Source organism: Elusimicrobiota bacterium (assembly GCA_041660185.1).
Classification (GTDB): Bacteria; Elusimicrobiota; Elusimicrobia; order 2-01-FULL-59-12; family 2-01-FULL-59-12; genus JBAZWU01.
Genome location: JBAZWU010000001.1, coordinates 294,762 through 307,234, shown reverse-complemented (window position 1 = coordinate 307,234; position 12,473 = coordinate 294,762). Strand labels below are relative to the sequence as shown.

Sequence of the window (12,473 nt, the reverse complement as noted above, 5' to 3'; positions counted from 1 at the left end):
AACATCGCATGAACCGCATGAGCAAAGATCTTCATTTAAGCCCGGAACAGAAAGCCTCCATCCGGACGATTTTCGAGAAGGCCCATGAACGCGCGCGCCAGGTCAATGAAGAAGTCTCCTGGGATCTCTCGGAGATTCACCGGGATTCCGTTCAGGCCATCCAGCAGGTTCTGACCCCCGAGCAGCGGCAACGCTTCGAACAAATTCGACGCCGGCATGCTCACCGTCCTCCCCCGATGGACCATTTTGGCCCGCCGCCCGGGGGACCGATGCCGCCCCCTCTCGACAGTAATCTGGAGAAGGTCCGCGCGGACTACCGCGCTGCTGTCGCTCAATACGGCGCGGACAGCCCCCAGGCCCTCGACGCACGCAACCACCTCCGAAACGCTCGACGCACGTTCCGCGAAAGCCGTTGACAACCTATTCAGGCAGACTCCTGCTGCAGTTGGCGTCCCTTCACATTCACGGAATCGTTCTGGCGATGTGGCTGCCGGTGTTTTATTCCACCCTCTGCAAGATGCTGGCCGTGCCTGTTGGCGCGGCGGCGGTTTACGTCCTGACCCCTCGGGGGTGGAAGCGGATTCAATCCTGGATTTCTGCCGAACAACCTCCTCGGATTATTCGATGGGTGGGGGGCATTCTCCTGGTGTTCTTCGCGGGCTGGATGCTGGTTCTCAAGACGTGCCAGTACCTGGTTCTCCAGAGCATGCATCATGTTTCGATGTATCTGTCGATGATCTGGCAGACGGGCGCCGCAGGGTTTTTGCCGAACTCCTTCCTTCATTTGCGCACGCAGTTGGGTGACCATTTTGAACCCGTGACCGTCCTCTACACGCCCCTGGCGCGGCTGGCGGGCTCTCCTCTACTGGTCATCTGTGTTCATGGGCTCCTGATCTTGTCGAGTATTTTTATCGTGTGGCATCTCTGCCGCCGCGTGGGGTTGAGCCGGGGATGGGGCTATCTGATCAGCGCATGGTTTTTGACGAATCCTTTTTTCCAGGGATGCTTGAGCACGGCTTTTTATCCCACGCCCCTGGCGATACCCTTATTCTTAATGGTGCTTTTGTCCTGGGAGAAAGATCGATGGAGAGCGATGGTGCTCTGGTCTATGGGACTCTTATTGACGAAAGAAGAAGCCGGGATCGCGCTGGCAGCCTTAGGCATCGCCTCTTGTTGTCTTCCCCATAAACGAAAACTCGGATTGATCCTCCTGGCGACAGGCCTGGGTGGATGGCTGGTCTCCTTGAGCATCATGGGCCACTTCCAGCAGGATCTCCCCTCGAAATGGAGATACTTCACCGGGGGCGCCAGCGGGGATCCACCGCCCACGGCTTTGGGAGTGATTTCTCATCCCCTTCAGCTGATCGAACGTTGGGCCTGGCCGCCGCAAAGATTCACACCCTTTTTGTCACTCCTCTATTCAACCGGGGGTCTTATCCTATTTTTTCCACCCGCTTTTCTGGCGGTGCTTCTAACGAATGCCCCGCATCAGATCGCATTTCCTGACTACAACTTGTACTGGCTTCTGGTTTTTAATTATTCGTCATATCTGGTACCGCTCCTGTGCTGGGGAACGGTTCATGGTTTGGCGAGAGCCTGGACGTGGAAAAAACGGCTGCGCCCTTACCTGGTGGCCATTGTTCTGGCGACAACCAGCATTGGCTGTTACCGGATGGCGGTCCATGTCGCTTTCATACACTTGTCCCCGCAGAAACTGCAGGCGGCCTGGTCAGCCCTGTTGAGCATCGGCCCGAACGAATCAGTCTGGACCTCTTCCGCTTTTGCGCCCGCTCTCTCTTTTCGACCGAAGATCGCCCTGTATAACGAAGAGTATGAAGCCGATGCGTTTTCGTTCATCCCTGACGTGATCCTGGTGGATGTCCAGGACCTGCTGCGCGATGGGCCGGAAACCCAGGCCCGGTTGAATCAGTACCTGGAAGCGAACAACTTCCGGCTGCAGAGTCAGAATCGCGGGGTACTTCTTTTTCGCCGTCTCCTCTAAACGAATCGATTGTCACCGCCCGTCATGCCAACCCCGGCGACAACAACCCTGATCGCTATTTGCTAGAATCCGATCCATGGATTTGGATTTTGCGTTTTTAGCGGATGCCGCGGATGTGTCGCTGGGGAAGCTGTTTGTTCTCGGCGGAGCGTTCGACACGATTCATGTACCCGCCTTTCCAGCCACCCACCCGGTTCTGGCGGTGGTGGTGCGGCTGCTCCTGGGACCGCATGACCTGGACCGCAAACAAAATCTTGAGATTCTCCTGTTGGATGCGGACGCGCATCACATCGCCTCGGCCAAGGGGGAACTGGTGGTTCCGAAGTCTCCTGATTCGCCGCAGGGATGGAAACAGACCGTCATGTTGCCGCTGCGATTTTTTAACGTCCCTTTCCAGCAGCCCGGCCATTACTCCATCGAGATCCTCGTCGAAGGAAACATGGTCAAAGCCATTCCCCTTCGCGTCATCCAAACCCCGAAGAGTCAGTAACAAGTAACAAGTTGCAAGTTACAAGTTAAACACCTTTAAAAACCCGCTCAAACGATCTCACACACGACAAACATCTCCGGCATGTAACCTGGAACTATGACTCGAAGTATCTAATGATGGGAACGGAGATAGGCGATAAGGCCGGCGATCATTCGGCTTACTTCTTGGGCTAATGAGATCAACTTCTGCGCTTGATCCTGACTAATGTACCCCTGATCCAGAGCAATATAGACCTGCGCCCGGACTTCTCCGCTGGAACCCTTGGCCATCGTCAAGAATCTTGCGAATTCAGTATTCCCATCTCTTTCGAAACCCTCGGCAATATTTGAAATAACCGAGACACTTGCTCTTCGTATTTGGTCTCGTAAACCGTAGTCTCTGCGAAAATCATCGGTGTTGGAAACCAAATAAACCTGCCGGGCCAGTTCCCTCGCCCGACCCCAAGCTTGAATATCCTCAAACGCATGAAAACCACCCATGCCTCTTAGAGCAAGTCGTAAGCAAAATATTCAATCTTGGATCTCGTAACTTGTAACTTGGAACTTGGAACTTGGAACTGCCGTTAGAGGAGTTCAGGCGGGCGGAGAATTTTATCGAGGCGGCCGCGGAAGTCGTCGAGATTGGCGATGCGGACCCATGCGCGTTTCGAACGCCGGTCCGAGGAAGCGTGAATCATCTTGCCGTTGCCGATATACACCCCCACGTGCGTAATCCGGTGGCGCCAGAACCGCTGATGCGCCCGGCTAGCGGCCCGGATGGTGATGATGTCTCCCGGCTCCATCTCCTCGCGCGAAATGGCTTTCCACGGCTGGCGCGCCAAATCCCAGGCATCCAGAATCGGAACACGAATACCGGCTTCAAAAAGGAATCGGTGGACAAATCCGGCGCAGGAGTACTTTTTGTAGGGTGCGTACAGCCAGCTATCGGCTAATCCGTAAATCTTCAAATGGTGCGCGTTCCAGAGCGGCCCCCGCCACATCCACAGATTACCATCCGTCGCCTGAGACTGCCCCACCACTTTCGGACCGTTAAACCAGACAATCTTTTTGGCCCCCGGCGTAAAGACCTGAACTTGCCGGGACTGTGTCCCGTCATCCGATCGGTAAATTTCAACCCGCCGGAACTGCTGCCCGACCACAATGACGTATTCCCGGCGGTGCGGTTTATCGTTGATGATAAACGTGTGATTATTTTTCTGACGGATCACGGAGGAGGGGGACACATAAGGAAACTGGATAAAGAACCAGGAGAGCTCTGTGGGCACGGCGAAACGCGGAATCGGGATTTGATGAGACGAAAGAACCGGTTCGGGAGAACGCCCGGTGAAATACGGCAGGGAGGAAAGCGCCCACAACGTTGACCCAACAGCTGAGAAACCGATCAAGACCCCAACCAGAAATCCCTTACGAACACTCAAATGGTCATCCCATCGAATCTGTTGAAACGTTCGAACCTCGCCCCGAACCTGCTCCTGGAACCACCGGCGCACCTGCTTTGGCCAGTCTACTAAATGACGCAGCGCTTGCCAAAGCCGCCGGAAGGGCCGCTCGGCCGGCTCGTCAACCGATAAAATATCTTCGGGAAGAAGGTCTTCTTCAATCCAGTAAGCCATCCCGATAAGGTTAATGGGTTTTGACGGAAAATCAATACTAAAGAAAGGTCGGTGTCGTGGGGGCGGCAGGGGCAGGCGATGATTTCTGGTCCGGGAGTTCAGCCGCGTCTGTGGATTTAAACAGGACGACTTTATTCCGGCCGGTTTCCTTGGCACGGTAGAGGGCCTGATCCGCCTGGCTGATCACCTCTTTTCGTTCGTGAGGAGGCCGGGATTGCGCCACGCCAATGCTGATCGTGACCTTGATGACGCCGCCCTCTTTCAAAGCATAGGGGTGCTGCTCCACTGTTTTTCGCAGGCGTTGGGCTAAAATGAGCGCCTGCGGTGCGGCCGTATCCGTTAGAAGCGCAATGAACTCCTCGCCGCCGTAACGGGCCAGCACATCATAACCGCGCAGAACCGAACGCACCATCCGGCTCACATGCTGCAGGATCTGGTCTCCGACCGGATGGCCGTAACGGTCATTGACCCGCTTGAAGCGGTCCGCGTCCAGAATAATCAACGACAAGGGTTGGCCGTTGCGCTTCACGCGCTCAAGCTCGTGCGCCAGCGCCTCTTGAAAGAAACGTGCATTGTAGAGACCGGTGAGTCCATCCCGGTTCGCCATATCGGACACTTTTGAGAAATTCTCCTTCAAATTCAACGCCATTTTATTGAAGATCTGAGCCACTTCGCCGATTTCATCGTGGCGGCTGAGCGGCAGCTGGACGCTGTAATTCCCCTGACCCACTTCGGAGACCGCCTGGGTGAGCGCTCTCAGCGGATGGGTGATGGACTGCGAGAGTTTCATGGCTATCAAAATCGACAAGAAGGCGAACGGAAGCGCGAAAAGCGCTATCGTCCAACGGATGCGGGGGGCGTTGGCCAGCAGGTACTGGGTCAGCGAAATCCCCACCCGCAGCGTGGCCACGCGCTTGCCGCGCGAGATAATCGGAACGGACACATCGCATAACTCGCTGAAGCCCTGCCCCTCGATGTCCCGCCGTTTGAACTGCACACGCGCCCCCGCCGAAGACAGGCTCTGGCGGGTGATCGAATCGGCCAGGGTCTGGCCCGCCTGTTCCGGTTCGCTGCCGGACAGGATAACGCCTCTGGGATCCAGAAGAATCACATAAGCGATATCGTTTTTGCTGGACGCCAGCCGGTGAAACGTAAAATCCAGATTGGGAAAATTCTTGCTCTGAAGCGCGTAGACGACCTCGCCTTTCAGCGCCTCAGCAACGGCGTGCCCTTTATAGATGGCGCTGATCTTGATTTCACGGGTCGTTTGAAAAACCGCAAAAACATAGAAAAAAACCGTCATCCCCAGGATCAGCCCGCTGAAAACAAACGACAATTTGGCGCGCATGCTGAAAACGCTCCAGAAACGGGTGATTTGATCCCAGCCGGGCCGGATCCATCGTCGAAAACGCTCGCGCATTTGGAGGAAAAACGTCATATGAACATCATAATTAATTTGACAGGCCGGGCAAAGAAAGAAGCGGCTGTTTGGACGGAGAAGGGGCTTGGTTTGACGACGGGGGTTTCGCCGCAGGCGATGGCGTCGTTTCCGCCGACCGTTTTTGTTCGTCTTCCAGCTTCCACTCATCGTTTTCGAATACCCAGAGTTGTTTCAGGAAAAGGTCGGGGTGGTTGGGTTGGCTCTGACGCCATAAAACCAGTATCTGTTTTTCAGATTCCTGTTTGGTTTTCAAGAGCGTGTAGTGAAGTCCGGACTCCAGCCCGTGCGTCAGGGACTGCACGCGGACAAAACCGTCCTGACTGATCCCAGCTTTCAGCATTTCAGAACGCTTATGGTCGCTGAAGCTTCGCCACACCTCCGCAAAGTCGCCTTTTTCAATCGACTTCTGATAAGCCGTTAAACCCGCCTTGCTCCGTTCCACGGGCGAAGGAGCCGGCGGAGACGGAGGTTTCTTGATCGAAGTGGAAACCGGTGACCGAAATCCCTCGGCCAGCAAATGAGCCGCCGCGGTATTCAGCGGCCGGACCGTCTGCGCCTGCAGGTTGACTTCAAACGCATAGAGCGTCATGGCACTGGGGCCTCCGTAAACCGACACCGAGGCGTTCCATAAGCCGGTTGGAGTCCGTTCAAAATCCCAACGGCGTTGCAGACGCTTTTCCGCCAGATAATCCCGCAAACAACCGTAAAGGCTACCCTTCGGGAGCAGAGTGGTTTCCACTAATTGTTGAGCCAGAATCTGATCGTTGCGCCGCGCCCGCTGGTCCTGATAACGGAACCAGGCCCATCCACCCGCCGCCAGAACAGCCAGCAGGGGGATAAGCCATAACCAACCCCCATGCGTTTGCCGGTGTCTGGACGCAATCATTGCCGGAGCCGGTCGAGGCACGGGACGGGACACCGGAGGCTTCGGAGCCTGCCGGGGGATTGGCGCAGGCGCTGGAATTGACTCGCTCCATTCGCCGGCCGCCTTGAAAATGTGCGCGAGTTCAGGGATCTCGAATGAACTGATCCATGTCCCGGGTTTTCCGGAATGGTCGTCGATGCAGACCTGTGTTTGACGTGAAAAACCGCGCAGCCGGATGAGCTGTTCCACATCGAAAGGTCCGACCACGTGATCGTTGAGATAAACCCAGTACCTAGCCATTTCGTAACACCCTACCTTCGTCATTCCCTGCGGTCGCTAGCAGCCCCGACCCCCTGTCGATGTCCTCATTGACGGGGCCGCACCGACCGTTTGATTCAGCGGGTGGACGGTGCAGGGAATCCATGGATCCCCGACAGGGGCACTCGGGGATGACGTCTTTCGAGTTATCCATGAGCATTCAGTAACGCCGAAAAGAGATAAGCCCGGGCAATATTTTGAAGTATTTTCTCGGGATATCGCGTTCGAAAATAAACGAGGGTTCGTTGCACTTTGGCCTGCGCCGTATCGACGGCGGTCTGCCGATTTTTCCGTTCATTTTTGCTTCGGCCCTTGCCTCCAATCAAAATCCGCAGCTTCTGTTTATTCATCAGGTCCACCGCGCTCAGGATCGACTCGATATCGTTGGCCATCGGGTTGCTGACATGAGCGGCGGGGGAAGGGGCTTGCAAAAAGTCCTGGCGCGCGGCGCTGTCATCGCTCATCACACGATGGTCCTTTAAATCCACCCGGAACTGATACGAATTGGTCTGGACGCGTTCGCCATTGGCGCGTTGCGCTGAAAAATTCAGGTACACGCGGTAGATCGATCCCTCTTCACGCAAGGACGACCAGGACAGCTTATCCGGCAGGTATAATCGTTCTCCGGTGTCCGCGGCATGCAACAACTCTTTTTCGTGCATTTCATCCAACAGGGCTTTCGCATGGCTGCCGATGGTGCGCTTCTTGTTAAAGAGGGGGTAATTCATGACAAGGCTGATGGCTTCCATCTGTCGGCCTATCCAAAGATCCGCACGGGTCGCCGCCGGCGCAGGAGTCGGAGAGGCGGCCACAACAGGCGCTGTGAGCTTAGGGACCGCCGGCTTGGGCGACACTTGCTTTGGCGCAACCTGTTTAGGTTTGGAAGTCTGGGGCGCCGGAGCCGCTTTCCGCGTGACGGGTGTTTTAACCAGCACAACGGGCGGTTGAACGACGGGAGCAGGAACGGGCGCTGGTGCGACAACGGTTGCCATCTGGCGAGTCGCTTCTGCAATCGCTGAACGGGACGAAAAATGATCCATCATCCAATACGAAAAGCTCCCGATCAAACTCAAAAATACAAGAGCGCCAACGACCCATGGAATCCATTGCCATGGCCGGGACGGCGTTGACTCCGGCGTTAGAATTCCTGCGCTGACAATCGCGGCTCTTTCTTTTGCGGCATGTTGAGGACGTTCTTCGGGGATACTGGGAACCGGAACATCCGGCGCGGGGGCCGCGGGTTCTTCCGGATAAACGCGTAAAGGAATGGCGGGGCGCGCTGGCGGGGGTTCCTCGACCGGCGCGGCCGGTTGCGGAGACTCCTGGACGGGGAGTTCTGCCGGGAGAGGAGCCTCCTCCTCAACCGGAGGAGCGATGGCTTCCACCCGGGGAGCGGCCGATAGTTGAAGAGGCGGCGGTTCTTCTTCGGGGACGATCGCCGGAGCCGGGGATTCCTCCACGGCCGGGGCGGCCACCGGCTCGACGCCGGGGGCTTCGATAATCTCGAGAGGGGCTCGGACCGGCTCGATCACCGGCGCTTCCTGAGGCGCGGTCGCCAGACGTCTGGCGACCTGATCGCCCGTAGCGATCAGTTGCCCGACAAATCGAATGGGCATCGTCACCGTGGCGAAGACGTTATCCGCAGACGACCCGTGATCCATCCTCGGAGGGCAATACGAGTAGAGTTCACTGTCGTCATGACTTAAATCAGAAAAGAGACTCTGCTGCTCCGGGGGACTGCTGAAAAATTCACCCTGCAAAGGCTCCACCGCGGGGGCTTGCGTCGGAGGAGGCGGAGGCAAGGGCGGCGGATAACTCCGGCTTTTCAGCAACTCAATCGACGGCGCCAGCTCGGCGATACGATTGGCCGGCAGCCATTCCAGCCGGCCCTCCATGCAGACCAGAAGATCAACACTGAAGGAATGCAGTGAAACCAGTTCGTCCAGTTCAAAGGGCCCCTGGACAAGATCATTCCAATAGATCCAATAACGCATGGTTCGATTCCGCTCCGTGCTTCGACTTTCGCTCAGCACCCTGAGCCTGTCGAAGGACTCTACTCACCATAGCCCTGAGCAACGTCGAAGGGCATGGTTCGATTCCGCTCCGTGCTTCGACTTTCGCTCAGCACCCTGAGCCTGTCGAAGGACTCCACTCACCATAGCCCTGAGCGAAGTCGAAGGGCGCGATATTTTCCTATAGGAAACACGCCGTAATTGCAAGTGAAATCTGAATCTTGATACATCCCCCTTTCGACGTCTGTTTTCGTATAATTTCTTCACCGTGAAAATCGCTCTGGCCCAAATCAACCCGACTGTCGGAGATATCGTCGGGAACGTGCGCCGCATTCAGGCCTTTGCGGCACGCGCGGCCGCGCGAAAAGCCGACCTGGTCGTTTTTCCAGAACTCTCCATTACCGGTTATCCGCCGCGCGATTTGCTGGATCACCACCAATTCATCGAGCGAAACCAGAGAGCGGTACAGGATCTCGCCCGGCAGACCCGGCACACGGCCATGATCGTCGGATTTGCTGACGACAACCCAAAAAAAACGGGAAACCCGCTCTGCAACGCGGTGGCGCTCCTGCACCGCGGACACGTTATTGCCGTACGCCACAAGATGCTTTTGCCGACCTACGATATTTTTGATGAAACCCGGTACTTCGCCTGTGCCGACCGGAACGCGCCGGTTCCTTTTTTGCGCCATTCGATGGGTCTGACCATCTGCGAGGATATGTGGAACGACGCGGCTTTCTGGCCGCGCCGCCCCTATTCGGCCGATCCCATTCAACATCAGCACCGGCAGGGGGCTGATCTGTTTATCAACATCTCCAGTTCGCCTTTTCATCGCGGCAAGACCCGCACACGGCTGGACCTCGTTCGCCGCCACGTGCAACAATCGCGGCGCCCCTTTTTCTTTGTGAATCAGGTTGGAGCCAATGACGAGATCATCTTTGACGGCAACAGCTTTGCCGTCGATGCCGAAGGCCGCCTGCTGGGCCAGGCCAAGAGCTTCGAAGAAGACTTATTAATTTTTGATTCCAATGCCAGCGGAAAAGCGATATGGACAGAAGACTCGGACATTAAACAGGTCCGGGACGCGCTGATCCTTGGCCTGCGTGATTACACCCGGAAATGTGGTTTTTCAAAAGTGGTGCTCGGATTGAGCGGGGGAATCGACTCCGCGGTCACGGCAGCGTTAGCGGTGAAGGCTCTGGGCGCTCAAAATGTACTGGGCGTATCCATGCCGTCGCCCTTCTCTTCCAAGGGCAGCGTTAATGACGCGAGGTCCCTTGCTAAGAACCTTGGCATTAAACTGATTTCGATCCCTATTACATCTATTTTCTTGGAATTTAAACGGGCCTTGAAACCGGCTTTTGGCAAACGTCCCGCAGATGTGACGGAAGAAAACCTGCAGGCGCGCATACGGGGCATGGAATTGATGGCGCTTTCCAACAAATTCGGGATGCTTCTGCTCACCACCGGCAACAAGTCAGAGCTTTCCATGGGCTATTGCACCCTGTACGGCGACATGAACGGCGGACTGGCGGTGATCTCGGACGTTCCCAAGACGCTGGTCTATAAACTTGGCCGTCTTCTCAACAAGCCTCGCACGGTCATCCCTGAGCCCTGTTTTACAAAACCGCCATCGGCCGAGCTGCGCCCCAATCAAACCGACCAGGACAGCCTGCCGCCTTACGATATTCTGGACGCACTTATCGAGTCGTACGTTGAAGAGGGGAAAGATGTGGAGGAGATCGCCGCAACGGGTTACCCGAAACGGCTGGTTGAAAAAGTTCTGGCCACGATCGACCGCAACGAATACAAACGGCGACAGGCGCCGCCGGGCCTACGCATCTCGCCGAAAGCCTTCGGCATCGGCCGCCGCATGCCTATCGCCCGTGGCGACTTTCGGTCCTGACAATTTACCAGGAGGAAAAGATGAGCAAAATCCTTGTCATTATTCTCGGGACGGCGGTCATTTTGACGCTATCGAAACGCTCACTTCTTCGACCAACGGTTCACGGGTTTTACCGCTTTTTCGCATTTGAAGCGATCCTCTTTTTGATCGTAATGAACTCCGCTTTCTGGGGATTCGGCATGGGGGGCTGGATGGAAATTCTGGCAAGGCTATTTCTGATCACGTCGCTTGTCCTGGCCATTTGCAGTTTTTACTTTCTCATCAAACGCGGCAAGCCTGTGGCCGCGACCTCGCCGAACGCCACAACCCTTGGATTTGAAAATACTACCCAACTTGTCACCACCGACGTCTATCGGTGGATCCGTCATCCAATGTATGCGTCACTGCTTTATCTGGCGTGGGGTTCAGGACTAAAAAACCTATCCCTTTGGAGTGTTGGACTCATGCTCGTGGTAACGATCGCTTTGATTGCCACGGCCAAGGTGGAAGAGAAGGAAAACCTGACGCGTTTTGGCGAAGCCTACCGGCAGTACATGTCCCGCACCCGCCGTTTTATTCCCTTCGTTTATTGACGGAAGAAGTTGATTTTTCGGAAACCTTCCCGGCAGGTGGTTGCCAGCCCCTGACGGAGCGAGGGCCGCGTGGCGAGAAGTCCGGCGGCTAGCACCAGGTAGACTCCGGAATACGCCAGCCGCTGGGCCGTACTCGTGAAGAAAAGTTGGGTGACGAAAAGAACGAAGATCACAACACCGTCCCACAGCGAAAATTCCAGATCACACAACAAAATGATCGCGAACAAGGACTGCGCAGACGTCAGCAGGACTTCCTCCGCCTGCCGGGCATCCATCGTCAAGGGATGCGTCGCGTGCGAAGACAATGCGTAAGCGATGGGAAGCATTCCCACCAGGAGCGTCCACTGATTCACCTTGGAGGAAACGAGCGTTCCGATGCCGGCGCTGGGCTTGCCCCTCACCGCGAAGAGGATGGCCACGATGAATTCAGGGGATTCGGAGGCCAGCGGCGCCAGCCACTGAACCAGCAGAAATTCCTCCACACCCAGCTGCTTTCCGGTCGCCAGCAGGCCTTCCGCAAAAGGACCGGCCGCGCGGATGATACTGAACCCCGCCAGTAAAAATAAAAAGAGTGTGACGATGCGGCGGGGAAGTGCCGGCAACCGGGACAGAGACTCCACCGGTCCTTCACCCAGTTCGGGTTCAACCATATGCGAACGGGCCGCGGCAATCATATAAGCCGCGAAGATGATCAACAAGAAAAACGAATCCATCAGGGACATATTTTTCTTAAAAGGGATTATGAAGGAATAGATCGTTGCCGCGGTGAGCGAGAAAATCTCCAGGCGGTGCCCTGGTTCAAGAGAGATTCCTTTTCGGCCGGTCTTGTACCAGAAAGCGAAAACAACAGCGGCCCATCCGACGCCGATCAAAAGACGGTTGCCTCCGGTCATATTCGCGGTCACATATGGAATGTAGGAGGGATCCTTTCCGGCAATCCAGGCAAAATACATATCCACCGCATACTCCGGCAGAACCGCGACCAGCGCCACAAACGCCAGCGCCAGCGCCTGCGGGATGTCCATCTGAGCCAGCTCAGCCGCCCAGGACAGGAGGAAGGCGGCTCCAAAAACCGCGAGCCCGGGAAGGACCGGTTGCCAGGGCGCTGACCAATTCAGATCGATTTGTCGTAAAAAAATCCACTGCAGGCACAGCCCCAGGGCCAGCCCGAGTGGAATCATCTTCTTGAGTGCAGAGGTATTCATAAGCCGCAGGAATTATACGATTTTGTTTATCAGTTAAGTTCTAACAACAC

Annotated in this window: 11 protein-coding genes; 5 read left to right on the top strand and 6 right to left on the bottom strand. The window is 56.1% G+C overall.

The features are described from left to right. Window positions 1-17: 17 nt before the first annotated feature. The 3 genes from WC859_01470 to WC859_01460 all read left to right on the top strand — a co-directional run bounded on the left by WC859_01470 (window position 18) and on the right by WC859_01460 (window position 2,492). Window positions 18-416 carry a hypothetical protein gene (locus WC859_01470; GenBank protein MFA5974820.1) on the top strand — a complete coding sequence of 133 codons (399 nt, stop codon included), beginning with the start codon at window positions 18-20 and terminating at the stop codon, window positions 414-416. Then, on the top strand, window positions 413-2,002 hold the full coding sequence (locus tag WC859_01465) for a DUF2079 domain-containing protein (protein MFA5974819.1): 1,590 nt from the start codon (window positions 413-415) through the stop codon (window positions 2,000-2,002). The genes WC859_01470 and WC859_01465 overlap by 4 nt, the downstream gene beginning before the upstream one ends. A 76-nt stretch (window positions 2,003-2,078) precedes the next feature. Continuing rightward, on the top strand, window positions 2,079-2,492 hold the full coding sequence (locus WC859_01460; protein ID MFA5974818.1) for a hypothetical protein: 414 nt from the start codon (window positions 2,079-2,081) through the stop codon (window positions 2,490-2,492). 110 nt (window positions 2,493-2,602) lie between these two features. On the opposite strand, the gene WC859_01455 is transcribed toward WC859_01460, so the two are convergent. From WC859_01455 to WC859_01435, 5 genes are all read right to left on the bottom strand, one after another. Then, window positions 2,603-2,971, bottom strand: a complete 369-nt coding sequence (locus tag WC859_01455) for a four helix bundle protein (protein ID MFA5974817.1) — start codon at window positions 2,969-2,971, stop codon at window positions 2,603-2,605. 83 nt (window positions 2,972-3,054) lie between these two features. Then, entirely contained in the window at window positions 3,055-4,104 is a 1,050-nt protein-coding gene (locus tag WC859_01450) for an NlpC/P60 family protein (GenBank protein MFA5974816.1), read from the bottom strand. 37 nt (window positions 4,105-4,141) lie between these two features. After that, the gene (locus WC859_01445) at window positions 4,142-5,542 is read right to left on the bottom strand and encodes a diguanylate cyclase (GenBank protein MFA5974815.1); all 1,401 of its coding nucleotides are present in this window, start codon (window positions 5,540-5,542) and stop codon (window positions 4,142-4,144) included. Between the two features lie 13 nt (window positions 5,543-5,555). Further along, on the bottom strand, window positions 5,556-6,710 hold the full coding sequence (locus WC859_01440; protein MFA5974814.1) for a hypothetical protein: 1,155 nt from the start codon (window positions 6,708-6,710) through the stop codon (window positions 5,556-5,558). A 164-nt stretch (window positions 6,711-6,874) separates the two neighbouring features. Next, window positions 6,875-8,722 carry a hypothetical protein gene (locus WC859_01435; protein MFA5974813.1) on the bottom strand — a complete coding sequence of 616 codons (1,848 nt, stop codon included), beginning with the start codon at window positions 8,720-8,722 and terminating at the stop codon, window positions 6,875-6,877. Between the two features lie 286 nt (window positions 8,723-9,008). On the opposite strand from WC859_01435, the gene WC859_01430 reads away from it, so the two are divergent. Both WC859_01430 and WC859_01425 read left to right on the top strand, forming a co-directional pair. Next, complete coding sequence (locus WC859_01430) at window positions 9,009-10,646, top strand: NAD+ synthase (protein MFA5974812.1); 1,638 nt, start codon at window positions 9,009-9,011, stop codon at window positions 10,644-10,646. A gap of 20 nt (window positions 10,647-10,666) precedes the next feature. Then, window positions 10,667-11,218 carry an isoprenylcysteine carboxylmethyltransferase family protein gene (locus tag WC859_01425; protein MFA5974811.1) on the top strand — a complete coding sequence of 184 codons (552 nt, stop codon included), beginning with the start codon at window positions 10,667-10,669 and terminating at the stop codon, window positions 11,216-11,218. Here WC859_01425 and WC859_01420 read toward each other — a convergent pair. Next, complete coding sequence (locus WC859_01420) at window positions 11,212-12,423, bottom strand: sodium:calcium antiporter (GenBank protein MFA5974810.1); 1,212 nt, start codon at window positions 12,421-12,423, stop codon at window positions 11,212-11,214. The two genes, WC859_01425 and WC859_01420, sit on opposite strands and share 7 nt — an antisense overlap. Window positions 12,424-12,473 lie beyond the last annotated feature (50 nt).